The following is a 25,658-nucleotide window of genomic DNA, read 5'->3' as shown; positions in this document are numbered from 1 at the left end:
CTAGAACGCGTAGCGAAGGTTCGGCGTCACCGCGAACCCGAATGACTGAGACTGGACGAAGAAGCTCCCCGTCACCTCGATACCCACCGAGAAGTGGCGAAGGCGTGTGTAGTACTCCAGTCCCGGTCCGGCGAAAACCAGAATGTCGGGGTCTGGCAGGAGCTGCTTCGGCCTGAACAAGGCGTAACCAGCGCCACCGCGGACGTAGATCCACGTGCGCTTGACCTCCTGGGCATCGGCGAATCCCACGAGGTGGAAGCGCGCCACGGCGCCGGGCACCAACATGGAGAAGTCACCAGAGGCCGCGCCTCCCGAGTTGCCCACGTACTCCGAGCCAGCTCGGTTGGAGGCACCCATCACGAAGATGCCCAGCGACAGGCGCTCTCCGATGTCCACGCCCACTTCCACCTGGGCCATCTGCCCGGGAGAGAAGGGCCGAGGACCCTGGGACGCGGGAGGGTTCACGATGAACAAGGGGCCGCCAAGCACCGAGAAGTAGAGCCCGCGCTCAATCTCCTCGATGGTCTCGGCCGGCCTGTCACCAGCGGCCTGCGCGTTCGCGAGCGAAGGGAGCGCCAGTGCGGCACAAACGACAAAGGGGCGAAGGGCTTTCATGCAAGCTCGGACGTTAGCCCAGCAGCACGGAGACGCCAGCGCCAAAAAGCAAGATGGGCGGCTCCGTCATAACGGAACCGCCCATCTGAATGTTTTCACTCAGCGGAAGCGATTACTCGCCGGCCGCCTTGAAGATGAACGGGTAGGTGACGACCACCGAACCGCCGCCCTTGGGCTTGGGGAACGACCAGGTGCGGACGCGGCCGGCCACGCACTGCTCCAGCTCGGCGTTGCCCGCGGTGGACTGGGCCACCGACGAGGTGACCACGTTGCCCTCGGAGGCGATGGTGAAGCGGATGGACACCTTACCGCCCAGCTTCGGGTAACGGTTGAGCAGGCTCTCGTAGCAGAAGCGGATCTGCCCCTTGTTGCGCTGGATGACCTGACGGATGAGCTCCTTGTCGAGCGAGCCGGTCACCGTGGCGTCCTCGGCCGCGATGCCCACGTCCACGCTCTGCTTGCCGCCCAGGCCACCCACGCCGGAGCCGTAGCCACCCATGCCGCCACCACGGCCCTTGGTACCGACGGCACCGATGCCGATGGTCTCACCACCGCCACCGCCACCGCCGCCACCGCCGCGCAGACCAAGGCCGCCGAAGCCACCGGCCGTAGCGCCCTTGGCGCCGAACATGTTGCCCATGGCGCTCTTCAGATCACCGCCCAGGCCGCCACCGCCGAAGAGGCTCGCGGCGCCGCCCTTCCCGCCGAAGATCTTCGCGGCCATGTTCTTGGCCGCCGCCCGCTTGTCGGGCTTGGCCTGGGACGAGGCCTGCTGCTTGGGGACGTCCTTCTTGGCCGTCTGCGCCTCGTCCTTCTTCGCCTTGGCAGCCTTCTCGGCCTGCTTCTCGGCCTTCTGCTGGTTGAGCTTCTCGAGGAACTTGTTCTTCTGCGTCTCGGGCGGCTTGACGATGAGCTTGGCGATGCGCGAGTTGTTGCCCGCCAGCTCGTCCGCGTACTCATCACCCGCCGCGGCGAGGTTCGACGCGCTGATGACGAACATCGACGCGAGGAAGAACATCACCAGGAAGATGTTGACGATGGCATAGTCCACCGACTCCGACAGGGGCGCGAAGGCCCGCTTGGGCACGGACTCGAAGAGGGCCTCCAGCGTCACGCCGCCCAGGTCCACCGCGAGGAAGTCGTCCTCCTTCAGGGTGAGCGCATAGGCCTCGCCCTCGTGGCTGGCCTTGCCGGACTCGATGACGGCCTTGAGGTCCATGGTCTCGCCCTTGCGGGTGAGCTCACCCTTCATCTTGCCGGTGAAGAGCACGGTGAAGGACTGGCCATCCGAGCGCACCACCTCGAAGCGCTCACCGCCCAGCTTCGCGTCACCCATGATGAAGTCGACGCCCTTGGCGCTGCCCACGGTCAAGCTCTGCTTCTTGCCCGGCGTGAGGAAGAACTCGCCCACGCGCTGGTCGCCCCACATGAAGTGCAGGCCCAGTCCGAGCGGACCGCTGCCCTTGCGGGCGACCCGGCGAACGCGCGGAGCGGGCTCGGCGGCAGGAGCCTCCGCCACGGGAGCCGCCACCGGCTGAGCCACTGCCTTCGGCGCAGGAGCGGCAGCCGCCACCGGCTGCTGCACCACCGCCACAGGGGCAGGCGTTGCGGCCGCAGCCGGGGAAACAGCCGTCTGCGCGAGGCCAGCGGCCAGCGAGGTCTCCACCGGCGCCGGCGGCACCGGCGAGGGAGCGGCGCTCGCGGCGGCGGAGGCCAGGTTCACCGCGGCCACGGCGGCGGGATTGTCCAGGCGGATGGTGGTGCCACCGACCTTGATCTCGTCACCAAAGGCCAGCTGGCCCTTGTTGACCCGCTTGCCGTTGACGTAGGTGCCCTCGACGCTGCCCATGTCGATAATGGACAGGCTGCCGTCGGCGGCGACCTCGATGACGGAGTGGATGCGGCTGACCTTCTCGTCATCCAGGCACAGGTGGGCCGAGGCGAGACGGCCGATCTTGATGATGTCGCGCTCGAAGTCCTTCGAGGTGACGAGCGTCTCCCCCTTGAAGACCTTGAGTGTCAGTGGGACAGGCATGGAAATTCCCTGGTTGGGTGTCGGCGATCTCTAGGACAACGCGGGCTTCGGTGGGTTCCCAAGGATTTTCACAGCTCTCCCACCGACTGCATCACCTTGTCCTCGAAGTCCTCGCGGATGCGGATCAGGTTGGAGTGCTGGACCTTCTTGCGCGCCTCGACGTACTCACCGTCCGGCTTGGTGAGGTCGCCCTCGATCGTATCGTCTTCGAAGTCGATGGTTTGCGGGCCCTTCGAGGCCTTTCCACCACCACTGGACTCCCTGGGCGGCGGCGCGCTGTCCCCATCATCCTGGGCAAAAGCAGGGGTCACAGTGAGTACCGCACACAGCATCAGGAGCTTCCGCATGACTGCCTCCGAGCGGTTCCCCTCCCCGGGGTTCCGCATCACGTCCACCGGCGCCGGATTCCGGCGCCAGCGGACGAAGATTCGCATCAATCCCCCCACCCTCGCTACCCCTACCCGCTAGAAGAGCTCGTCGGACGGCTCGTTCGGGTCCGCCTTGGCTGGATTCTTCTGCTCAGGCGTCCCGGCAGGCGGGGTCGGCTGCGCCCCCGCGGGCGGCGGGTTGGCGGCGGGCTGGGCGGCTCCCGCGGGCTGAGTGGCCCCCGCGGGCTGGGTTGGAGCCGGGGCGTCGGTGCCCGAGGCATTCACGGTGCCCTGCTTGCCCTCCTCCGCCTTCATCAGCTCCTGCTGCTGCTTCTGGAGCGCCTCGAGCTGCTTCTGCTGCTCCTCCTGGGCCTTGGCCTCGTTCTGGGCCTGGACGATGGACTCCGCCTCGCGCAGCAGCCCGAAGATGGGGTGCTCGGCGTTGAGGGCCACCTCGCCACCGGACAGGGCGATGTACTTGCGGTACAGCTCGATGGCCCGCTCCGGAGCGCCCTTGTTGCGGTGCAGCAGTGCACCGCGGTTGAAGAAGATGGCCGCCATCTTCGGATCCAGCTTCTCCGCCTCGTCGTACTCCTGCATGGCCTTGTCGAACTGACCCTGGCCCTTGTAGGCGATACCGAGGTTGAGGTGGGCGGCGGCGTTCTTGCTGTCGGCCTGGAGGATGCGGCGCAGATGCTCCTCGGCGGCGGGGTAGTCCTCCGTCTCGAGCGTCAGCTGCGCCATCATCACGTGCGCGGGCACATAGTCGGGGCGCACCTCGATGGCGCGCTTGAACTCGGCACGCGCCTCGTCCTTCTTCTCCTCCTGGAGGAGGATGAGGCCGATGGTGTGGTGCAGCTCGGGATCGTTCTGGTCGATCTTCAGCGCGCGCAGAGCCACCAGCTTGGCCATGGCGAGCTGCTTGCGCTCCAGGTAGCTGCGCATCATCACCTTGTAGGCGGTGACGGACTGGGGATCGCGCATGAGGGCGGCGCGCGAGAACTCCATCGCCTTATCGTGGTCGCTGGTCTGCCGGTAGATCTCCGCCAGACGGGCGCGGCTGCTGGCGTCATCCGGGTAGATCTTCAGGATGCCCTGGTAGAGAGACACCGCACCGGCGATGTCGCCCGAGTTCTGGGCGATCACCGCCAGGTTCTCCGAGGCCTGGCGCAGCGTGGGCTTCTTCTTGAGGGCCGCCTGGTAGCGGGCGATGGCCTCCTGCGTATTGCCCTGGCGCTCGGCGATGACACCCAGGTTGTACTCGGCCTCAGCGACGTTCTCGTCCGCGGACAGCGCGGCCTTGAACTTGCGCTCGAGCGACGGGTAGTCGAAGGCGTTGGCCTTCTTCTGGGCCTCGAAGGCGCTGATGGCGTCCTCGAAGAGGAGCTTGGCGCGGTTGGAGATGGACACCGGCTCGTTGGACTTGCCCGTGCCCGTCTTCCCACCGGTGGTGTCGGAGCCGTTGGTCGCGGCCTTGGAGCCCGCGCAGCCCGCGGCGAACAGCGCCGCGAACGCGGCCAGGAGGAGTGAGCGCATCATGGGGTGGCGATTCATTAGAGGAAGTCCTCCGGTTCCTGGTCATCCGTCCCGGCCTTCTTGGGCGTGCCCTCCTTGGTGGGGGCGGACGGGCCATCGACCTGGGTGGCCGTCTGCTGCTGGAGCCGCTTGGCGAGATCCGACACATCCTCGACCTCTTCCTGGGTCTTGCCCTGCTCGGCCGAGGCCGTCTCGACGACGGGCGGCGGCACGTCCTGGATGGCGGCGAGCACATCCCCGCCGATGGCCAGGTCACGACCCTTGGAGAGGGCCACCTTCTCCTCGAACATCGTCGGGAAGAGCTCCGGGCGGTAGGTGTCGCGCAGCATCTTCAAGCTCTCAGACGCGCAGCTGTTGAACACGTCCAGCTCCCGGCTCTTGGCCACCGCGTTGCCGAAAGCCTCGGCGGCGCTGTCCTTGAGGGGCTGGGCCTGGTTGGCGAACTCATCACGCAGGGCGTTCTCGGTCTCCTCGTCGATGCCGGGGGGCATGGGCGCGTTGGAGATCTTGTCCGCGAAGTTGTCATAGATGAGGCCGATGCGGGTCAGGGCGCAGATGGCAGGCTCGGCCGCGCCGATCTGCACCGTCTGCACGTACTTCTTCTCCACCACGGCGCGCGAGTCGTTCTTCTCGCGGATGGAGGCCTTGAGCTTGTCCGGGCTCGGCGGCCTGCCCCAGGAGAGCTTCAACCGCGAGTAGTGCTGGAAGTCCTGCTCCACGCTGCGGTACTGGGCACGGCCCACCGCCTCCAGCGCAGGCTTCTCCAGGGACTGCTGCAGACGGCGCGGCAGCTTCTCGTAGTAGTCGAGGATGCGGGCGTAGAGACGCTCGGTGTCCTTCGCGCGGCGCACCTTGTTCTCGTAGATGTCGACGATGCGGCCCTCGGCCATCAGGAACTTGCTCGGGCTGCGCATGTACAGACGCTCGTACTCCTCGAGCTGCGCAATGGCCTTGAAGTAGTTCCCCGTCTTCTCGTGCAGGGTGATGATGGAGAGCAGGATGTCCTCGGCGTCCTTCGCCTTGGGCCACAGCTCCAGGTAGTGCTCGCGCAGGCTCAGCGCCTGCTTGAACTGGCCGAGACCCTCGCGGTAGGTGGCCGCGTTGAAGAGCGCCACCTGGGCCTTGGACTCCTCCCACTTCTGCGGCTGGCCGGGCTTGGTGGAGACCGGGGCCGGAGCGGCCTTGCCCTTGCCCTTGCCCTTCTTGGCGGCACGCGCCGGAGCGGCCCGGGCCACGGAACCGCCACCGTTCTTGCTCGCCTCGTAGCCGCGCACGTACTGCTCGTACACGTCCGCGGACTCCTGGAAGTCACCGATGGCCTCCAGCGCCTCCGCGTTGTTGTAGATGCACTCGGGCACGAAGCGCGAGGACGGGTACTGCTCGATGATGCGCTGGCGGACCTGGATGGCCTTATCCAGCATCTTCGCCTTGTAGTAGTCCACCGAGGCGTTGAAGAGCGCCACGTCGGCGATCTCCGTCTGCGGGAAGTCCGCCACGAAGGACAGGTAGGCCTCGGCCGCCTTGGCGAACTGGTTCTTCGCCTCGAGCTGGCTCACCAGCTTGAAGGCCGACTGTTCGATCACCTTGGACAGGTCCTCGCGGAACTTGCCGGTGGCGAGCTTCTCGTTGTTGTAGAAGCGCCGCGCCCACTCGTTCACCTTCGACCAATCCTCGACCAGGTTGTACGAGTCGAGCACCAGGTTGGCGGCGATCTCACCCGCGCGCTCGCCGGTCTCGAACTTGTAGTCCGGGTGACCGAGCGCGATCTCGCTGAAGCGCAGCACCGCCTCGTCGAAGTGGTTGTGACGGTAGTAGATGTTGGCCGCCTTGAAGGCGATCTCCACCTTCTTGTCGCCCTTGGGCACGTACTTGAGGTAGCGCTCGCAGGCCTCCAGCAGATCCTTCTTGGCCTGCGGGATGGTGGCCTTCTTGCGGACGTCCTTGGTGTCCTCGGCCTTGAACATGCCCTTGGACTCGGCGTCCTTCACCATCTCGTCATAGGCGAGCACGGCGTTGTACGCGGCGTTGTTCAGCCATTTGCCCGGCTTGCCCGGCTTGGGGTTGCCCTGCTCGTCCTTGGCCTCCAGCTGCTTCACGTCCTGCAACACGACGAGCGTGTAGTTGGCCGCGGCCTTGTCGTACTTCTGAAGGTTGTCGTTGAGGAGCTCGGCCCAGAAGAAGCGCAGGTCGTACGCCTTGGTGCTCTCGGGGAAGAGCGTGAGGTAGTCCGAGTAGATCATGTCGGCGTAGCCGAACGTGGCCTCCTCGCGCGTCTTCTTCGCCTCGTTGTGCCAGGTGACGGCCAGGTTGGACAGGGTCCGCTCGGCCAGATCCTTGGCCTCCGCGAGCGCCTTCTTGTCCTTCTCCTCCTTGATGACGCCGGAGCCCTCGACCTCCTTCATGATCTTCACGAGCCGGCGCACCTGCGTGACGGTGCGCTCCTTGTTGCCCATGCGGAGGACGATGTCGACGATGCGGCCCTGGAAGCCCGGAGCCTCGGGCGACAGGGGCTTCTCCTTGATGAGGGAGTTGTAGGTGATGGCCGCCTCGCGGTCCTTGCCATCGCCGTAGTACATGTTCGCCAGCGTCCGCATCATCGCGAAGCGGTCGTCCGGGTTGGTGGCGACCTTGGAGAAGTCCTCGCGGGCGAGCATCACGTCGCCCTCGCGCGCGTAGGCGCGGACGTAGTCGGTGCGAGCCTCACGCACCAGCGAGCTGCTCTTCTTGGCGTTGCCGTCCTTCTCCACGGCCTGCGCGCCCGCCAGCTCGCCGTAGAGGACCACCGTCTTCCACTTGTCCTTGGCGTTCGCGTAGTCGGCGAGGTTGAAGTAGCACCAGCCCTGCTTGTAGAGGGCGAAGGCGTACACCTGGCTCTCGGGGAACTCAGCGGCCTTCTTGTAGGCGGCGAGCGCCTTCTCCAGCTCCGCGCGCTTACCCTTCGAGCTGTTGAAGTAGTACTCGCCGAAGGCCAGATAGGCGTCGGGGATGTACTTGGACTTGGGGTGCTTCTCCACCAGGCGCTTGAAGGCCACCAGCGCCTTGCGGTCCTGGCCGTCCTCCATCAGGTAGGTGCCGAGGAAGAAGAGCACCTCGTCCGAGCGCTCGAAGTCCGGGTACTCCTGGACGATCTTCGTGTACTGCTCGAGCGCGAGCTTGCCGTACTGCTTCTGCCGGGTGAGCAGCTCGGCCTTGCCCGCCTTCGCGCGGCTCTGACCGGCGGAGTCACCGCGGTTCATCGCCTCGAGGAGCTCGTCGTCCTTCCGGTTCGCCTCGAAGAAGTAGAACTTCGACTCCTCCCAATACAACTCGCCCAAGCGGAAGAGGAGCGCGGGCTGCTCCTTCGGATCCGCCGAGAGGGAGATGATCTTCTTGAGCGACTCAATCTGCTCACGACGCTTGGAGGCAACCTGCGTCTCCACGCCGAGGCGGAACTGGTCGTATTGGAGGGCGGGCGCGTTGTCCTGCTTCTCCTTCTTGCGGCTGATGTCGCCCGCGAGCGACTTGTCCACCACGGCAGTGGAGCTCTTCTTGCCGAGGTTGGCGTCGCGCGGCGCTTTCTTATCCTGCGCGTTGGCAACTGAAGCCAGGAGCAGGAGGCTGAGGAGGAGCGTACGGCGCATGGGTTTCCTCTGCTGGGTTCTACCGGCCGGCTCTCTTGCCTGCTCGGCAAGTGTCCGGGACTCTTCGGGAATTTCCATCTGGGAGGCTGCGCACTATGCGCGGAGCGTTAAGACGGGTCAACAGGCCCTTCAGGGTATGCCAGCTCGCTACGACCTCATCGGAAAGATTCCAGGAATGCTGTGCGAAAAGAGACTCGTGTATTGCGCTGTCAGCCCCGACTGGTAAGGGGGAGTCTTGCGCCCGGCCCTCTGGCTGCCCACTACGGAGATGTAGCACTCCATGAGCCTCCTGCCTGAGAACGCCAGCTTCGCGGAGCTGGTGCAGGATTACTTTCTCGCAATGCGCGGCAGCGGCTTGATGCTGTCCGGGCTGGATGCGGAGCTTTTGACGTCCTGGGCCGAGCAGGGAGTTCCGTTCGAGGTGGTGGCGCGAGGCATCGCGCGCTCGGCGGAGAAGGCGATGTGGGATGCGCGCCCTGGGGAGCCCGTGCTGCGCAGCCTCCGGGCCTGCCGCAGGCAGGTGGAAGCGGAGATCAAGAAGTACCGGGAGCGCGCGGCCGGGGCAGGCAGCGAGGGAAGCCGACGCACGACCCGGACGCGCTCCTGGGAGGAGCTGCGACACGCGCAACTGCAGGCCTCGCTGGAGCGGCTCGCCGAGAGGGAGCCGGGACTTGCGCCGAAGATCCACCGGCTGATGGAGCGAGTGCTGAACGAGGTCCCCACCGAGTTCGCGCGGATGGAGGCCCAGGAGACCCTGGTGGGACTGGTGCTGCTGCGCGCCCTGCCCTTCCCCGAGCGACTGGAGCTGTGGCGGTCAGCCTGGGGGGACGAGACGGATCAGCAGTACATGTCCCCACGTGCGCGGCGCCTGGCCCGGCGCTTCCGGCTGCTGGTGGTGGTGCGCCGGCGGCTGGGGCTGATGGATTCCTAGAGAAGGTCCCCGTGTACGTCGGTGTAGCCTACTGACGAGGGTCAGCAGGCTCTGCTATGGCCTTTGGACATGGTCACGAAGGCGAGCGGCGAGGTGTGCGGCGAGTGTGGGGGACGGACGTACGTCATCGAGCGGCAGGGAGATCGCGCGCACGCGCGGGTGTGCAAGTGCTCGACACGGTGCACCCTGTGTGACGGGCGCGGGTTCACCTACGAAGTGCGCGAGGAGACCTTCAGCGCCAAGGTGGGCCCCAAACGCTACGAGGTGCTGGTGCCCTGCGTCTGCCAACACCGGGCGAAGCGCGTGAGCCACTTCAACGAGGTGGGACTGCCCGGGGTGATGGCACACGCGACCTTCGAGAACTACCGGGCCTTCAACGAGGCGCAGGATCGGGCTCGCAACCTGGCAATGCACTTCGCCCACCACTACGACAAAGCGGGGGTGAACAAGGGGTTCGTCCTCAGTGGCCCGGTGGGCACGGGGAAGACGCACCTGCTGACAGCCACGCTCAAGCACCTGGTGCTCGAGGTGGGGCTAGAGGCCCGGTACGTGGAGATCTCCCTGCTCTACGCCACCATCCGTCGTGGCTTCCAGGAGGGGAAGAGCGGCGGGGAGATCATCGGCCCGCTGTCGGACGTGGAGGTGCTGGCCATCGACGAGCTGGGCAAGGGACGCGGCAGCCCGTTCGAGATGGAGACGCTCGATGAGCTGATCGCCCGGCGCTACAACGCGGGACGTACCACGCTCTTCGCGACGAACTACTCGCTGGAGCCGGAGCGCAGAGCCGCCCGGGCCCCCGCGCCGAGCGGCTACCGCACCACGGAGGACGCGAAGACCGCGGCGCGCGACATGGAGCTGATACGCGAGCGCGTGGGCGAGCGCATCTACAGCCGGTTGTGCGAGATGTGCAGCTTCGTGGAGCTGCCGAAGGAGACGCCGGATCAGCGTCGCATGCGGCAGGAGCTGGACGTGCGGCCGGGCCCGCCTCCGAGCGGGATGCGCTCAAAGCACTGACGGTGACTCAAGAGCCCTCGTCGGGGAGCAGGCCCGCATGCGCGGCGAAGCTCCGTGCACGTGCAACATCGGCATGAATACCTGCGGAATCAGGGAAGAGCTTTTCCGCTCGCGCCCCGAGCGCTAACGCCTTCTCCAGGGTTTCCCTACGGTTCTGCACGGTCCAGAGGTTGATCAACGCCGACCATGCGCCTTCGAGCGACCTCAACGCCGTCGCCGCGCTTTCCTCGAAGAGCTTTTCTGCTTCATCCGGAGCATTCCGGATGCTGTCCACGAAATGAGCCAGCTCCAGCAGCGATGGGGCGCTCCGATTCGAGGCACGAACGGCCTGCTCCAACAGGTGATGAATCTCCGAGAACGCCTGACCGGCGTCCACGCCGGGCTCATCGGTCAGTAACAACAGCCGGGCCAGCTCCAAGAGATTCGGAGTGAACGCTGGGCAAGTGGCAACCAGCTCTCGATGCAGCCGCAATTGCTCCGTGCTGGCCTGATTGGCCCCTCCTGACTCTCGAGCCGCGCGCATTTCGGCCAGCAACTCTTCGACGCTGAGGTGTGCCACGGCGCTCCTCAAGACTTCTGCATCAGGCGAGCCTCTTGCCTGATCAGCTTTTGGGCCATTTGCAGCTGGGCTTGTGTCGCGATGCTGAAATCACTGGCCTTCAACATCCGCTCAATCTGGTACAGCGTGTAGTCCTTGAGCTGCGAGGGGAAATCCGGTGCTCGCTGAAGGCGCGCGGGCAGCGTCCCCAGTTGCGTGGTCAGCTTCGCGATTTCCTCCAACATCCGGGTGGCCTGCGGCTTCGAGAGCAGCCCTGCGGATGTTCCCTCGAGGATGAGCGCCTCGGCCTCGGCGAACTGCCCTGCCCGATCAGTGCCCAGATACGAGCGGAGAGCGTACCTCCCTTGAGCCTGACCCCTTCTTCCGGCTCATCACCGGATAGAGAGTGGACCGCCATCTTCGATCCGGGGCGAGCCTGAAGGGTCTCCGCACCGCCATGGCTACAGCCCCAGGCAGCGGACAGTACCAGCACACCCAGAAGCCACATCCAGCCAGGCATGACTCCCTCCGCGAAACACCGGGGCCACGCCTGTAATCATACCCCAGACGTGGGGAAGCCCCGGTAATTCCGCGATGAGAGTGTTGGCTCAGGTCACGGCTTGATGGCGCGCAGCAGCGCGTTGCCCGAGTCCGCCACGTACAGCGTTCCGTCCGGACCCACCGCGAGGCCCGCGGGCAACACCAGGTTCGCGTCGTCTCCCGCCCCATCGCGCGACCCGAAGTGGCCCGAGCCCGCCAGCGTCGTCACCACCCCGCTCGGGGTGATGCGCCTCACCCGGTAGTTGCCTGGATCCGACACCGCGATGTTTCCATCCGGCAGCACCGCGATGCCCAGGTACGGCAGCATCCTCGCGCTCTCCCCCTCCCCTTCCGCGAAGCCTCCCGGCGGGGAACCCGCCAACACGCTCACCGTGCCGTTGCGCAGCGCCATCACGCGCGACATCCCCGTCTCCACCACGTACACCGTCCCGTCCGGCCCCGCCGCCACCGCCGAGGGCCGGTACAGCCATAGGTTCGACGGCAGCGTCGTCACCGGATTGCCTGGAGTCAGCAGATCGATCCGCCGGATGACGCCATTGCCCAGGTCCGCCACCAGCAGTTCCCCCTGCGGCGTCATGGCCAGCCCCGCCGGCTGGTTGAAGCGCGCCTGCGCCGCGGGCCCATCCATCATCCCCGGCTCCATCACCGCTCCGGCGAACACCGTCGTCGTCCCGTCCGGCGCGATGCGGCGGATGCAGTAGTTGTCCGAGTCGGACACGTAGACGTTCCCCTGCGCGTCCGCGGCGATCCCCATCGGGCCATTGAGCCGCACCTGCGAGAGCGTCGTGATGCTCCCGTCCGGTGCCACCCGCTTCACCTTGTTGGCCAGCGCGTCCGCCACCGCCCAGCCTCCACCGGGCAGCACCGCCACCGCCACTGGCGCGGCCAGCAGCCCCCGGCCCGGCCCGCCATCCTGGTCACCCCGCTTCCCCGGCTGTCCCCCCACCGTCCTCACCGAGGAGGCGAAGGGGCCTCGCGCCTTCGGCAACGGCGTCGTCGGCAGCACCACCAGGTTCTTCGGCACCGACCTCCCCAGCGCCCGGTAGAGGACGTTGGCCACCAGGCGCGCCGCACGGGGATCCGCCGCCTCGCCCGTTCCCAGCGTGTGCACGAAGTCGATGCCCCCCGCCGAGAACACCCACGCGTCCCCCTTGCGGAACACCACCATCTGCCCGAAGCCGAACGCCCCCTGCAGCGAGAGCGCGGGAGACTCGGCCAGCACCTCCAGCCCTGCCGGCGACTGGCTGTTGGACACCACCTGATCCTGCTCGTAGCCGTTGGCCCTCCACAGCGTGTCCCCGTTCTTCAGCCCCGTCCCCTCGAAGGCCCAGTGGTCCGCCTTCGTGATGATCGTCGGGAAGGCGAACTGGTGCCACCGACTGGAGAACATCACCCCCAGCAGCGCGTTCTCCGGCCTCGGCGTCGCCAGGTCTCGGAACTTCGTCGTCCGATCCAGGCTCTTCACGCCCATCGGATCCCTCGAGTCGCCCTTGTAGCAGGTGACGATGCGCCTCGGCCGACCATCCGCAGACGGCTCGAGCCGCACCTGCCAGTAGGCCTGGTTCGCTCCGAGGTTGATGATCGACCGACCCTCGGCCAGTGCCTTGTCCGCTCGGTCCCGCTGCGTGCGCGTCCAGTACTCGTCATGGCCCGAGAGGAAGAAGACCCGGGCGTGGTTCAGCGCGTCCCCGCTCCGGTCCATCTCCTCGTCCGTCACGTAGGACACGTCCAGCCCCTGCGCCTCCAGCCACATGACGAGCCCCTGATCATCATCCAGCAGGTGCCCCGAGCCGTAGCCTCGGTAGTAGGGCCGATCGAACGACGCCTGGAAGGCACGCCCCACCCCCGTGATGCGGAACTTGTCGTCGTAGAGGCTCGTGCCTCCCCACGTGTTGTACGCCTGCCAGGTGTGCGTCGGGATGATCACCATCACCTCCGAGCGCGGCAGCGGATCCCTCACGAAGAACGGCACGTAGCGCTGGTAGCCGTCATCCCGCACCAGCTTCACCACGTACACCCCGCGCACCCAGCGCGCGTCCGTCTCGAGCTCCAGCGTCGGCGTCCAGTTGCAGGCCACGATGCCCGTGGGCTGCTGCGCCGGGCACGGCGCCTGGGGCACCGCCTGCAGCGGACCCCCTCGCGCCACCTCGCGTCCGCCCGTGCCACCGTAGTAGCCGAGCCGGTACACCTCCCACGTGAACTTGCGCGGCCCGCCCGTCACCGACACCGCGATGGGCACCCGCTCGCCCTGCGTCACCGTGGAGACGAGCGCGTAGCCTTCAATCTCGTTGTTGTTGGCCGCACGATTCGTGATCCGCCACGCCTTCGTCCCCGGGCGCGCGTTCTCCTTGCGGATGGCCTCGGCGTCGTGCGGAGGCACCTCCGAGCCCGTCCCCCCATCCTCCGGGGGCTGTATCGGGCCACCATCCCCGTTGTCTGGCTGCCCGCCATCAGGGCTCTGGAGCGGCGGAGTGTCCCGCCCTCCTCCTCCTGAACCACCGTTGCCCGAGGTCGACTCCTCACACCCTCCGGCCAGGCTCAGGAGGCACAGTCCGGCAGCCAACAACCCGATGATCCGACCACCCTTTCCCATGCCCGCCTCCACCCCCCATGGGGCTGCGAGGGTAAGCACGAGGCCCAGGATGGGAAGTGTTCCTCCCATTCTGGGGTGGCACTCCCGGACAGATTGGCACCCGCCGGGGATCAGGCTCCGAGGAACTCGCGGTGCAGTCTCGCCGTGAGCGGCTTGAGGTGCTGTTTATCCACCAACAACGAGAGCTGCAGAGGCGAGGTGTGGACCGCATGCACCTTCGCGCCCAGCTCCTCCGCGACCCCCAGCGCCCTGCGCAGGTAGCTCCAGTCCGCGTTCAGCCCCGCGCCCACCGCCGTCACCGTCCCCACCTCTTCCCGCAGCGTCACCACCTCGCCGAAGCGCGCCCCCACGTCCCGCTTCAGCGCCTCCAGCCCGTGCACGTCCTGCAACGGCACTGCGATGAACGCCCTCCCCTCGCGCCCCACCAGCCCGTCAAACGCCAACGCCCTGCCGCGCACGCCTCGCGCGTCCAGGAACTCCAGCAGCTCCGGCACCCGCCCCGACTCCACCGACGCCGACAACACCGCCATCTCCGCCTCGGCCGTCACGCCCTTCACCCGCGTGTCCGCCGGCGCCACCAGCTCCTGTACCGCCGTCCCCCGCCCCTGCCCGTGTGCCGTGCGCGCCAGGATGACGATGCCCTTGGCCTTCGCGAACTCCACCGCCTGCGCGTTGAGCACCTTCGCGCCCGCGCTCGCCAGCTCCTGCATCTCGTCGTACGAGAGCGTCTCCAGCTTGCGCGCGTCCGGCACCACCCGCGGGTCCGCGCTGAACACCCCGTCCACGTCCGAGTAGATTTCACACGACTCCGCGCTCAGCGCCGCCGCCAGCGCCACCGCCGTCGTGTCCGAGCCCCCTCGCCCCAGCGTCGTCACTTCCTTCTTGTACGAGACGCCCTGGTAGCCCGCGACGATGACCACCTTGCCCTGCTCCAGCTCGTCCTGGATGCGGTAGGGCCTCACCTCCACGATGCGCGCCTGCGAGTGCGCGTCATTCGTGATGATGCCGCTCTGGCTCCCCGTGAAGCTGATGGCGGGCACCCCCTGCTCCTGGAGCGCCATGGACAAGAGCGCCATGGAGATGCGCTCCCCACACGTCAGCAGCATGTCCAGCTCGCGCCGCGGCGGATCCGGCGACACCTGCTTGGCCAGCGCCAGCAGCTCGTCCGTCGTGTCCCCCATGGCGGAAACAACCACCACCACCTGGTAGCCGCGATCCCGCGTGTCCTTCACTCTGCGTGCGACCTTGCGGATCTTCTCCACATCGGCGACCGAGGAGCCGCCGTACTTCTGCACCACGATTGGCATAAAGCACCCGCTGCTTTGTTCCTAGGGGCCGGCGAAGGTCACAGGTAACCTGCCGGGCGTGTCCGCCAAGACACACTGGAAGCACCTCATGCACAAGGCTCGCCAGCGTCCTCCCGCGTTTTCCCGATGCCCGCCTGCCTGCCTTGACAGGTCGGAATCGGCTTTTATATCGGCCGCCGCTCGTACGCTTCTGAACGGAGCCGTCCCATGCCCATGATCGAGGTCCAGAACCTCACCAAGCGATACCGGGAACGGGTCGCGGTGGATCACCTGAACTTCTCGGTCGCCGAGGGACAGATCCTCGGGTTCCTCGGGCCCAACGGAGCGGGCAAGTCCACCACGATGAAGATCCTCACCGGGTTCCTGCCCCCCTCCGAGGGGACAGCCCGCGTGGCGGGGTTCGACGTCTTCGAGCAGCCCCTAGAGGTCAAGCGGCGGATCGGCTACCTGCCCGAGACCCCGCCGCTGTACCCGGAGATGACGGTGGTCGGGTACCTGAAGTTCGTGGCCCAGCTCAAGGGACTGCCCGGCCGCGGCGTGCGAGCAGAGGTCGAGCGGGTAGGCGGCCTCACGGGCCTGTCCGACGTGATGGGCCGCGTCATCCAGAACCTCTCCAAGGGCTTCAAGCAGCGCGTGGGCATCGCCCAGGCCCTGCTCGGCTCGCCACCGGTGCTCATCCTCGACGAGCCCACCGAGGGACTGGATCCCGCCCAGCGCGCCGAGGTGCGCAGCCTCATCAAGGGGCTGGCGGGCAAGCACACCGTCATCCTCTCCACCCACATCCTCCCCGAGGTGACGATGACCTGTGAGAAGGTCCTCATCCTCAACCAGGGTCGGGTGGTGGCGTACGACGAGATCCGCAAGCTGGCGCGCGTGCACGGTGGCCAGGCGGAGAACGTCTCGCTGGAGGAGATCTTCATCAAGTTGACCGCGGCCTGAGGCCCGCGCGTCCGCTCGCACTCGGTTCACGGAGGCCCCATGCGCACCGCGCTGGCGATCGCCCGCAAAGAGCTGTCCATCTACTTCACCACGCCCTGGGCCTACGCGGTCTTCACGGCGATGCTGGCCGTCGCGTCGTTCTTCTTCGTCAACTCCCTCTACGAGTTCCAGCGCGCCCAGGAGATGGCACGCACGCTGGGCTGGGAGCGCGTCCCCCAGGAGTTCCGCAACCTCACCGACGGGGTGATGGTGCCCTTCTGGTCCTCGGTGATGACCATCACGCTCTTCGTGGTGCCCTTCCTCTCCATGCGGCTGTTCGCCGAGGAGAAGCGCAACAAGACGTTCGAGCTGCTGATGACGGCGCCGGTACGGCCGGTGGAGATCGTCCTGGGCAAGTACCTGGGCGGCCTGGGCATCATCACCACCACGCTGGGGCTCACCATCGTCTTTCCGGTGCTGCTGTCGCTGCTGGGCTCGAGCGACTCGGGCACCGTGCTGGAGTGGGGCACCGTGCTGCTGGCCTACGGCGGGCTGCTGCTGTGGGGCGCCACCTGCATGGCCATCGGCATGTTCATCTCCACACTGACGGAGAGCCAGATGGTGGCGGCCCTGGTGACCTTCGCGGTGCTGCTGCCATGGATGCTGCTGCGCGGGCTGGCCCAGGCCGCCGAGGAGCCCTTGCGCTCCTTCATCAGCCACCTGTCCTTCGACGCGCAGCTGACGGGACTGCTGCGCGGCGTGCTGGACCTGGAGGCGCCCATCTTCTTCCTGTCCGTCATCTTCTTCTCGCTGCTGCTCAGCCACCGCTCGGTGGAGGCACAGCGCTGGGCGTGACATGCCCCCCGCGAGGACGCCAATGAAAGCGGCCAACATCGGCAAGATTCTGGGCGGGTTCGGGCTGCTGCTGCTCTTCTCCAGCCCCTTCACCCTCTTCTTCACCTCGGGCTCCATCCCCATCGTCGCCACGAAGGTGGTGGCCGGCCTGGTGCTGGTGGGCCTGTACTTCGCCACCAACTTCAAGCAGTTCGGCCAGTTCGCCTCGCGGCGCTCCAGCTTCTTCTTCGCCAGCACCACGCTCATCGTGCTGGTGACGCTGGGCGCGCTGGTGACGCTCAACTACATCGCCCACAAGAAGAACAAGCGCTGGGATTTGACGGAGCAGAAGGTCTTCACGCTCTCGCCCCAGACGGTGAGCACGCTCCACGGACTCACCGAGCCGGTGCGGGCCATCGGCTTCATCCCGACGGATCACCCCGCCCACGAGGCGCTCCAGAGCACCTTCGAGCGCTACCACATCGAGGCGCCAGACAAGTTCGACTACTCCTTCAAGGATCCACGGCGTCACCCGGACCTGGCCAAGAAGTACGAGCTGCGCGAGGGGCAGACGACGGTGGTGCTCACGCGGGGCGAGGGTGCCAATGAGGCGCACACCAAGCTCCACGTCATCAGCGAGCAGGAGCTCACCAACGCCCTCCTCAAGCTCAACAAGGTGAGCGACCAGACGGTGTACTTCGTGATCGGCCATGGCGAGTGGTCGCTGGAGGGGCAGATCGCCATGCCCGGCCAGCGCGGGCGGGTGACGAGCCTGTTGGAGATGAAGCAGCAGCTCCGCCAAGAGGGCTACGTCGCCCGGGAGCTCAACCTCGCGGGAGGCACCACGGTGCCCCGGGACGCGGCGCTGGTGGTCATCGCTGGCTCCAAGGCCCCCTTCAGCCCGCCGGAGGTGGAGTCGCTGCGCAGGTACCTGGCCGCGGGTGGCCGGCTGGTCTACTTCGCCGAGGCCTATGGTGAGCCGGGCGATGAGCTGGCGAGGCTGCTCGCGGAGTACGGCCTGGCGCTCGACAAGGGCGTGGTCGCCGACGCGCAGTTCAACGGTGGCAGCCCCTACGTCGTCCTCTCGCTCTTCTTTGGTAACCACGAGATCGCCTGGCCCCTGCGCCAGCGGCAGCTCAACGTCGAGTTCCCCACCTCGCGCAGCATCACCGTGCTCACCGAGGGCCTTGCTGCGGGCGTGAAGGTGGAGCCCGTGGTCCTCACCTCGCCCTTCGGCTGGGTGGAGACGACCCCCGACGACAAGCCGGCCCCCACCGAGGGAGAGAAGAAAGGTCAGCTCCCCCTGGTGGCGGCCAGCACGCGCAACACCTCGGGCGAGCAGACCCGGCGCTTCGACGAGGCGCGGATCGTGGTGGTGGGTGACTCGGAGCTCCTGCTCGACTCCAACTGGGGCCACGAGGGCAACCGCAACCTGGTGATGAACACCCTGGCCTGGGCCACCAGCCAGCAGGACAAGGTCACCATCCGCCCACCGGATCGCGCGGCCTCCACCCTCCAACTGGACGCGGACATGCTCAACCGCATCCGTTTCGTATCCACTGACGTCCTTCCCCTGACGCTGCTCGGCGTGGGGTTGGCCATCTGGCTCTCGAGGCGAAACAAGTGAACGCCCAGCAGAAGAACCTCGTGACGTTGCTGATCGCCACCGTGGTGGCGGGTGGGCTCGGGCTCTACGCGTACTTCGGCGTGATGAAGCCGGAGGAGAAGGAGGCCGAGCGCAAGGAGGTGGAGGGCAAGCTCTTCGCCGTCGACGCCCCTGGCAAGGGTGACACGGACGCGGGAACGGCTCCCGCGCTGCGCTTCACCTGGGTCTCCGTGGAGCTGCCCCACTCGAAGACGGAGATGGAGCTCCAGGAGGGCGTCTGGCGCGTCACCTCGCCGGTCTCCGCGCTCGCGGACAAGGAGCAGATGGACACCCTCATCAGCGAGCTCGCCGCCGCGAAGTTCAAGGCGACTCTCGAGGAGAATCCCACCGACGCGGACCTGGAGCGCTATGGGCTCAAGCCGCCCCGCGCCACCGTGACGGCCCGCGCCTATGTGCCGGACGCCCAGGGCGGAGGGAAGGATGATCCGGCACGCCAGCGCTCGGTGACCTTCTACCTTGGCGTCGAGAATCCCTTCGACGGCACAGCGTACCTGCGCCGAGAGGGGGACCCGCGCGTGTACCTCGCTGGCGGTGCACTCCGCTTCGCGCTGCAGAAGAGCACCTCCGAATGGCGTGACCGCCAGGTCTTCCCCTTGGAGGAGTCCTCGCTGCTGCGCATCGAGGTGAAGGCACGCAAGAACGCCTTCACCCTGGAGCGCGCCACGACTGAAAAGCCGTGGCAGCTGACGCAGCCGGTGACGCTGCGCGCGGCTCCCCAGCGGGTCGCCCGGATGGTGTCGGAGCTCCGCTTCCGCAGGATCATCACCTTCCCCAAGCCCGACGAGGAGGAGAAGGCGCGCAAGGGGCTGGAGAAGCCCCTGGTCGACGCAACCTTCGTCCCCAAAATCGGCGTGCCCCTGCGCCTGCGCCTGGCCGAGGCGGAGCTGCTCGGGGCCAAGCAGACCTTCGCGCTGACCGAGTGGGGCTCGGAGGTCGTGCTCGGCGTGGTGGACCTGGGGACGCTCAATGACCTGGACGTCCCGGCGCTGGATTTCAAGGACAAGAAGGTGCTCGCGCTCCAGGCCAAGGACGTGCGGAAATTCACCATCCACCCGGCCGCTGGCGGCGAGACGATCACGCTGATGAGAGCCCCGGACACCCAGCGCTGGGAGGTGGAAGCCCCCATGCGAGGCCTGGCCAAGGAGTTCAAGCTGGCCTCGTTGCTGAGCTCGCTGGAGAAGCTCGAGGCCGCGGCCATCACCGAGGCCAACCCGAAGAACTGGGCCCGCTATGGCATCAGCGATACGTCTCGCGGAGTGTCGCTGATGGACGACACCGGCCAGCTCATCGCCCGGCTGTGGATCGGCAACCCGGTGAAGGGCAACCCGCAGCGCGTCTGGGCCCGCGGCTCGTCCGAGGACGTCTTCGAGCTGGACAAGTCGGCCCTCGACGCGCTGCCCATGAGCCTGACAGATCTCCTGGACGGCGCGCCGGCCGCGAAGAGCTCGCCCTGAGCCCCCGCCTCACACCTCGAGCAGCAGGAAGCGCTGCTCGGGGTGCATCTTCGTCATGAGCGGCATCGCCACGTTGTAGACAGGGATGCCGCTCTTCGTCTTTCCGGCGGGCGCGCCATGGTGCGCGTGACCATGGAAGACAGCCTCCGCCCCATAGTGGTCCACCGGCATCGCCAGGCGGCTCGTCCCGAGGAAGGGACGAATCTCAATGTTCTCGCCCTCCAGCGTCTCCGGCACCGGCGAGTAGTGCATGATGACCACCTTCTTCGGGGTGTCGAGGTGGCTGAGCGCCGCTTCCAGCTTGAGCGACTCATGCACCGCCTCCTGCACGAAGGACTTCGTCTGCCCCTCGCCGAAGGCCTGCAGCGTGGCATTGCCGAAGCCGCCGCCGAAGCCCTTCACCCCGGCCACGCCCAGCACCTTCTCGAAGATGAAGTGATCCCCATCGAGGATGTGCACCCCCGCCCGCGACAGCTCGCCGCAGATCTCCTTCGCCTGGTTGTGCTCGTAGTCGTGGTTGCCGAGCACCGCCGCCACCGGCACCCGCAGGGCCGACAGCTCCTCGGCGAGCACCTTGCCCTCCTCCACCATGCCACGATCCGTCAGATCCCCGCACAGCAACAGCATGTCTGCTTCCGCGTTGATCTGTTTGACGAGCTGACGAAAGCGGCCGTGTTGATCCTCCCGGCAGTGCAGGTCACCGACCGCCGCCAGCCGTATTTTCGAGTTCGCGTCCCGCGCCACGTGCCTCCCCCTTCTCTCGCTCTCGCTCGTCCCAGGACCGGCCGTCGCCGTATCCCCAATGATGAATGTCCACTGAGTAATTCACCCTCGAGATGAGGTTGCCGCGACACAACCGCTCGTCCCAGTTGCCCTCCTTGAGGGTGTCCAGCGTGCGCGACATGAGCTCCGTCATCAGCCACACAGGAATCAGGTCGCGCTCACATGGGTAGGCGAAGCGGAACATCATCAGGTGGCTGAGCAGCACCTCCCAGTACCGGTCGAAGCGTCTGAGCAGCCGCGCCCAGTCCATGCCCCTCCCCATCTTGAGGATGAGGTGGTTGATGTCCGCGCCGTCGTACCGCTCTCGCTCGTTCACGAAGGCCTTGGACCAGATCATCTCCTCGGCCGGAGCCACCAGACAGGGATGGCCGAAGACAGAGGCGGGCTTCGCGTGGACGAACCACTCGTCGTCCACCGTGGCCACGCCATTGCCAGAGGAGAAGATGAAGTCCACGAAGTACTCGCCCCGATAGGCCTTGTAGATCCACGCCTCGTCGGCTCGCTCGGTTCGCCAGCCGTCCTTCTCCAGCTCCACGAGCGCCCGTTCCGCGTCGCGTTTGCGAGGGAACAAATCCAGGTCCTTCGTATCCCGGTAGATGCCCGTATAGGTGGCGTAGGCATAAGCGCCCCCCACCAAGAACGGCACACCGGCATTCAGCAACACCTCGATGGCCCGGCCACGGGCGTTGATCTCGTCCGTTGTCCGGCTCCGCTCCGCGAGCGAGGCGTCGATTCCCATGTCCCCGGGGTGGTTGGGGTGTCGCATTTCCATGCGGCAAACCTAGGGACGGGCCCTTTTTCTCGTCGGAGCCCCCGTCCGGTACGCCCGGAGGGCAGCCAGGGAGCCACCCAAAAGGCTACATCTCCTCCAGTTCCTTGCCCTTCGTCTCCCGGATGAAGACGAGCACGAAGATGAGCGAGACCACCGCTGCGCCAGTGTAGAGGCCGTAGGCCAGCCCCAGGCCCGCCGTCCGCAAGCCAGGGAACGTGGAGGAGACGATGAAGTTGGCGATCCACTGCGCCGAGCCAGCGAGCGCCAGCGCGAGTCCTCGAATGCGGTTGTTGAACATCTCCCCGAGCAGCACCCACACCACGGGCCCCCAGGACATGCCGAAGCAGAAGACGTAGAGGTTGGCGGCGACCAGGGCAACGGGCCCCGCCGCGCCCTGCAGGACGGGGTTGCCCGAGGGGTCCACTCCGGCCGTACCGAACACGAACGCCATCGTCCCGAGCGTCAGCGACATACCCACCGAGCCCACGATGAGCAGCGGCTTGCGCCCGAAGCGGTCCACCGTGGCGATGGCGATGAACGTGGTGACGATGTTGGTGACGCTGGTGATGACGGTGATGGCCAGCGAGTCCCGCTCCGAGAACCCGACCGCCTGCCAGAGCACGCTCGAGTAATAGAAGATGACGTTGATGCCCACGAACTGCTGGAAGACGGACAGGCCAATGCCCACCCAGACGATGGGAAGCAGACCGAAGCGCCCCTTGAGGTCCGCGAACCGGCTGGTGTGCTCCGCCGAGAGCGTCTGGCGGATTTCATTCACCTTCGCTTCCGCGGCACGTCCCACGATGGTGCGGAGCACGGCCCGCGCCTTCTCATCGCGATGCTTCGCGACCAGGTAGCGGGGGGACTCGGGAATCATGAGGGCGCCCACGCCATAGAGGAGGGCCACGGGCAGCTCGGACAGGAGCATCCACCGCCACGCAGCGATCCCCAGCCAGAAGGGATTCTCAGCAGAGCCCCCAGCCCCGGCTGCGATGCCGTAATCCACGAGCAGCGCCGCGAAGATGCCCAGAACGATGGCCAGCTGTTGGAGCGAACCGAGCCGGCCTCGCAGGTGGGCCGGAGCGATCTCCGCGATGTACGCAGGAGCGATGACGCTGGCGATTCCCACCGCGATGCCGCCCAACAACCGCCAGATGCTGAAGTCCACGAGCCCGAAAGCGAAGCCAGAGCCCACAGTCCCCACGCTGAAGAGCACGGAGGCCACCACCATGGTCCAGATCCGGCCCAGCCGATCCGCCAGCTGTCCGCCGATGAACGCGCCGAGGGCCGAGCCGAGGAGCGCCGAGGACACGGAGAGCCCGATGGCCGCGTCTCCGGCCTGGAAGGTCGACTCCAGAGCACCGACAGCGCCGTTGATGACCGCCGTATCGAAACCGAACAGGAAGCCACCCACTGCGGCCACCGCGGCAATCAGCACGACCTTCGATACGGAGCCTTCCGCGGCCATCGCGTCGTCGCGGACATCCACCATTCCGACCTCCCGGAGTGCGCCCCCAACATCCGCACTCCGGACCACCCGTCATCCCCTTCCGGAGTGCGGATGTTCGCCGTTGGAAACGAGCACCTGCCTTCGGTGCTCTTGCCGCGATGCGTTGGGACTCAAGGCGTCACGGCGGCTGCAAAGCGCCGCTGGCCTTCTCGAATCGTGAGGATGACCGCGGGCTTCACCGGGTTGCGGTCCGCGTCCAGGGTGAGCGTGCCCGTGGCGCCGGGGTGCTCCTTCGTGCTGGCGAGCGCATCCCGGATGTCCGCGCCCGAGAGTGACTTCGCTCGCTCGATGGCCGCGAGCGCCACCTTCGCGGCGTCATAGCCCAACGCGGAGGCAGCCTCGGGAGAGCGGCCGTAGCGCGCCCGGAACGAGGTGATGAAGCGCTGCAGCTCGGGCGCGGGGTTGTCCTCGGCGTAGTGCGACGAGTAGTAGGCGCCCTCCAGCGCGCCGCCCGCGAGCTCGAAGAGGCGGTCCGACTCCCAGCCGTCCCCGCCCAACAGGGGCTGCGTCAGCCCCAGCTCACGCGCCTGACGGGCGATGACGCCCACCTCACTGTAGAAGCCCGGCAGATACAGCGCCTGGGGCTTCGCCTTCTTCACCGCCAGCAGCGGCGCGCGGTAGTCCGTATCGCCCTTGGAGTAGCTCTCCACGGCCACCACTGTCCCGCCCAGCTTCTTGAAGGCCTCGGTGAAGGCCTCGCTCAACCCGAGCGAGGAGGCGTTCTTGCTGTCGTGCAACACGGCCACGCGGTCGAGCTTCAGGTTCTCCCGGGCAAAGCGTGCCATGGCGCCCCCCTGGAAAGGGTCGATGAAGCAGGTGCGGAAGATGAAGTCGCCCTTCTTCGTCACGTCCGGGTGGGTGGCCGAGGGCGTCACCATGGGCACTTGCGCCGCCTGCACCGCGTCCGCAATGGCGAGCGAGCCGGACGACGTCACATCTCCCAGGATGAGCACCACCCGGTCCTGCGTGAGGAGGCGCTTCGCCGCGGCCACCGACTCCTCGAGCTTGCCCTGCGTGTCGTAGGCACGGACCTCGACCTTCCGGCCCCTCACTCCGCCCGCGGCGTTTACCTGCTCCACGGCGAACAAGATGCCGTCGCGCACCACCGTGCCAAACGAGGCCTCCGAGCCCGTGAGGCTCCCCAGCACGCCGATGACGATGGGCCCTTCGTCGGGAGGGGCACTCCGCTCCGGGGTTGCAGCAGCCGGAGCCGAGGAGGCTGGAGGCGGGGACTTCCGCTCACAGGCGAGGGAACACAGGGCGAAGGCGGCGATGAACGGAAGGAGGCGATGCATGTTGGCTCAGAGCCGCCCGTGAGGCACCCGCCCCTGCCGGAAGGCTTCCACCTGGAGGTATGTGAAGGGCTGATCGTAGAGGAGTCGATCCTGCTGCCGCGTGCGGAAAAGATCGACGATGTAGTTCATCCGATCGTCCAGGTTGCCCCAGTCCCGCGCGGCGCTCCCCTGGGTATCGTTGAGGGTCCGGTCCACCCGGGCGAGCAGCGCCAGGAGCTCCGGATGGGAGAGCGTCTGAAGCTCGGGAGGGAAGTCCCGCTCGGCGGTGAGCGCCGGGATGTCCTCGCCCATCTTGAGTGCCGCGTCGGGTAGCTCGAGCTGCATGAAGGCCCGCGTGGACAGCTCGCGCCACAAACGCTCGAGCCACCGGGCGAGCGGCTCGAAGAGAGAGCGCAGCGACAGCTCCTGGATCGCCAGGCCGGCCCCCCCCCGGAGCTGCCCCGACGCCCCCTGCCCGGAGGCCCGCAGTCCCGAGGAGACGGACAGCTCGTGCAGGAACACGTCCCGGAAGGGGGCGTTCAGGGAGTCGAGGATGGGCCCCTGCAGGCGTGCCTGCTCGTGGAACCCGACCAGCGAATTGGCCAGGAAGAGCAGCTCCGCGCGGGCCTTCGGCTCCTGTGCGTGCAGCGCCTGGTGGTAGTGGGTGGCGGCGCGGATGAGCAGTTCCTGGCCTCCCTCGTCCACCGGCCCGGGACGCAGGCGCGCCAGGAGCCCGTTCAGCGCGTCCTGATCGGGGGGTGCACCGCCACCGAATCGCGCGAGCATCTCCACGTAGAAGGGGCCAAGCTCCTCGAAGACGAGCAGGTTGCCCCGGGCGATGTGGTGGGCAATGTCGTCCGCGATGCGCTCGATGGTGCGAGTGAGCACCGGCTGAAGGCCGAACCTCGGGAGGCTGAATTCCAGGCTCCGCGTCTGCGTCTGGAAGCGCTGCTGGTTGCTGAAGCCGCGCGTCGTCGCATCCGCCCGCTCCAGGAAGTTCCCGAGGAGGTCCGGGATCTCGTCCTTGCGGATGAAGACGCCGGCCGTCTTGGAGGCCCACGTGGCATAGGCACACCAGCTGACGTTCTTCACCCCGAGCAGGCCGGAGAGCGCGACCGTCAGCGCGTGGTACGCTTGGGTGATGCGCAGGTTGCGGACGACCGGATCCGTCACGCGCACGATGGCGTCGAGTTCCTCGTGGGTCGGTGTGGACCAGAGCCGGGGCAGAGTGTCTTCGGATGGGACTCCAAGCATCGACCAGTACCCCCCGTTCAGAGCCGCACAGCCTACCATACGGGCACTCAGGCGCCCGGACCTCTCTCTTGGACT

At 67.0% G+C, this 25,658-nt stretch carries 21 protein-coding genes; 7 read left to right on the top strand and 14 right to left on the bottom strand.

The features are described from left to right. The 3 genes from cglE to cglF form a co-directional block, all read right to left on the bottom strand. Positions 1–615 carry an adventurous gliding motility protein CglE gene (gene cglE / locus F0U60_RS20540; RefSeq protein ID WP_395822465.1) on the bottom strand — a complete coding sequence of 205 codons (615 nt, stop codon included), beginning with the start codon at positions 613–615 and terminating at the stop codon, positions 1–3. A 112-nt stretch (positions 616–727) separates the two neighbouring features. Continuing rightward, positions 728–2,650 carry an adventurous gliding motility protein GltG gene (gene gltG, locus F0U60_RS20535; RefSeq protein ID WP_395822463.1) on the bottom strand — a complete coding sequence of 641 codons (1,923 nt, stop codon included), beginning with the start codon at positions 2,648–2,650 and terminating at the stop codon, positions 728–730. A gap of 68 nt (positions 2,651–2,718) precedes the next feature. Next, positions 2,719–2,997, bottom strand: coding sequence for an adventurous gliding motility protein CglF (cglF, locus tag F0U60_RS20530; protein WP_395822461.1), 279 nt, complete (start codon positions 2,995–2,997; stop codon positions 2,719–2,721). On the opposite strand from cglF, the gene F0U60_RS20525 reads away from it, so the two are divergent. Next, positions 2,996–3,118 (top strand): hypothetical protein, encoded by a 123-nt coding sequence (locus F0U60_RS20525; RefSeq protein ID WP_395822459.1) that lies wholly within the window; start codon positions 2,996–2,998, stop codon positions 3,116–3,118. The two genes, cglF and F0U60_RS20525, sit on opposite strands and share 2 nt — an antisense overlap. Here F0U60_RS20525 and gltE read toward each other — a convergent pair. Beyond that, complete coding sequence (gltE, locus tag F0U60_RS20520; RefSeq protein ID WP_395822457.1) at positions 3,115–4,572, bottom strand: adventurous gliding motility TPR repeat lipoprotein GltE; 1,458 nt, start codon at positions 4,570–4,572, stop codon at positions 3,115–3,117. The genes F0U60_RS20525 and gltE overlap by 4 nt on opposite strands. Continuing rightward, positions 4,572–8,174: a tol-pal system YbgF family protein gene (locus F0U60_RS20515; RefSeq protein WP_395822455.1), complete on the bottom strand. Its 3,603-nt coding sequence runs from the start codon at positions 8,172–8,174 to the stop codon at positions 4,572–4,574. Before F0U60_RS20515 ends, gltE begins: the two co-directional genes overlap by 1 nt. Positions 8,175–8,454: 280 nt before the next feature. On the opposite strand from F0U60_RS20515, the gene F0U60_RS20510 reads away from it, so the two are divergent. Together F0U60_RS20510 and F0U60_RS20505 are read left to right on the top strand one after the other, a co-directional pair. Then, on the top strand, positions 8,455–9,105 hold the full coding sequence (locus tag F0U60_RS20510; protein ID WP_395822453.1) for a hypothetical protein: 651 nt from the start codon (positions 8,455–8,457) through the stop codon (positions 9,103–9,105). Positions 9,106–9,174: 69 nt separating this feature from the next. Continuing rightward, positions 9,175–10,119, top strand: coding sequence for an ATP-binding protein (locus tag F0U60_RS20505; protein ID WP_395822451.1), 945 nt, complete (start codon positions 9,175–9,177; stop codon positions 10,117–10,119). 7 nt (positions 10,120–10,126) lie between these two features. On the opposite strand, the gene F0U60_RS20500 is transcribed toward F0U60_RS20505, so the two are convergent. The 4 genes from F0U60_RS20500 to F0U60_RS20485 form a co-directional block, all read right to left on the bottom strand. Next, the gene (locus tag F0U60_RS20500; protein ID WP_395822449.1) at positions 10,127–10,678 is read right to left on the bottom strand and encodes a hypothetical protein; all 552 of its coding nucleotides are present in this window, start codon (positions 10,676–10,678) and stop codon (positions 10,127–10,129) included. 8 nt (positions 10,679–10,686) lie between these two features. Then, entirely contained in the window at positions 10,687–10,902 is a 216-nt protein-coding gene (locus tag F0U60_RS20495; RefSeq protein ID WP_395822447.1) for a hypothetical protein, read from the bottom strand. Positions 10,903–11,270: 368 nt separating this feature from the next. Further along, positions 11,271–13,811 (bottom strand): N,N-dimethylformamidase beta subunit family domain-containing protein, encoded by a 2,541-nt coding sequence (locus tag F0U60_RS20490; protein ID WP_395822445.1) that lies wholly within the window; start codon positions 13,809–13,811, stop codon positions 11,271–11,273. Positions 13,812–13,921: 110 nt separating this feature from the next. After that, entirely contained in the window at positions 13,922–15,118 is a 1,197-nt protein-coding gene (locus tag F0U60_RS20485; RefSeq protein ID WP_395822443.1) for an aspartate kinase, read from the bottom strand. A gap of 207 nt (positions 15,119–15,325) precedes the next feature. On the opposite strand from F0U60_RS20485, the gene F0U60_RS20480 reads away from it, so the two are divergent. The 4 genes from F0U60_RS20480 to F0U60_RS20465 are packed head-to-tail and all read left to right on the top strand — an operon-like array spanning position 15,326 to position 19,990. Beyond that, positions 15,326–16,057 (top strand): ABC transporter ATP-binding protein, encoded by a 732-nt coding sequence (locus F0U60_RS20480; protein ID WP_395822441.1) that lies wholly within the window; start codon positions 15,326–15,328, stop codon positions 16,055–16,057. A gap of 39 nt (positions 16,058–16,096) precedes the next feature. Beyond that, positions 16,097–16,891: an ABC transporter permease gene (locus F0U60_RS20475; protein ID WP_395822439.1), complete on the top strand. Its 795-nt coding sequence runs from the start codon at positions 16,097–16,099 to the stop codon at positions 16,889–16,891. A 22-nt stretch (positions 16,892–16,913) separates the two neighbouring features. Further along, positions 16,914–18,497: a GldG family protein gene (locus F0U60_RS20470; RefSeq protein WP_395822437.1), complete on the top strand. Its 1,584-nt coding sequence runs from the start codon at positions 16,914–16,916 to the stop codon at positions 18,495–18,497. Beyond that, entirely contained in the window at positions 18,494–19,990 is a 1,497-nt protein-coding gene (locus F0U60_RS20465) for a DUF4340 domain-containing protein (RefSeq protein WP_395822435.1), read from the top strand. The genes F0U60_RS20470 and F0U60_RS20465 overlap by 4 nt, the downstream gene beginning before the upstream one ends. 9 nt (positions 19,991–19,999) lie before the next feature. Here the strand turns inward: F0U60_RS20465 and F0U60_RS20460 are convergent, their stop codons facing one another. The 5 genes from F0U60_RS20460 to F0U60_RS20440 form a co-directional block, all read right to left on the bottom strand. Then, positions 20,000–20,704: a metallophosphoesterase gene (locus F0U60_RS20460; protein ID WP_395825332.1), complete on the bottom strand. Its 705-nt coding sequence runs from the start codon at positions 20,702–20,704 to the stop codon at positions 20,000–20,002. Further along, a complete protein-coding gene (locus tag F0U60_RS20455) occupies positions 20,688–21,545 on the bottom strand; it encodes a hypothetical protein (protein WP_395822433.1) in 858 nt (285 codons plus the stop codon). The genes F0U60_RS20460 and F0U60_RS20455 overlap by 17 nt, the downstream gene beginning before the upstream one ends. An 85-nt stretch (positions 21,546–21,630) precedes the next feature. Further along, positions 21,631–23,037: a sugar porter family MFS transporter gene (locus tag F0U60_RS20450; RefSeq protein ID WP_395822431.1), complete on the bottom strand. Its 1,407-nt coding sequence runs from the start codon at positions 23,035–23,037 to the stop codon at positions 21,631–21,633. A gap of 128 nt (positions 23,038–23,165) precedes the next feature. After that, positions 23,166–24,350, bottom strand: coding sequence for an ABC transporter substrate-binding protein (locus F0U60_RS20445; RefSeq protein ID WP_395822430.1), 1,185 nt, complete (start codon positions 24,348–24,350; stop codon positions 23,166–23,168). Between the two features lie 6 nt (positions 24,351–24,356). After that, positions 24,357–25,583 (bottom strand): hypothetical protein, encoded by a 1,227-nt coding sequence (locus F0U60_RS20440; protein ID WP_395822429.1) that lies wholly within the window; start codon positions 25,581–25,583, stop codon positions 24,357–24,359. Positions 25,584–25,658 lie beyond the last annotated feature (75 nt).

The sequence above is a fragment of the Archangium minus genome (assembly GCF_044360475.1).
GTDB lineage: Bacteria > Myxococcota > Myxococcia > Myxococcales > Myxococcaceae > Archangium > Archangium minus.
This window is presented reverse-complemented; position numbering and strand designations above follow the sequence as displayed.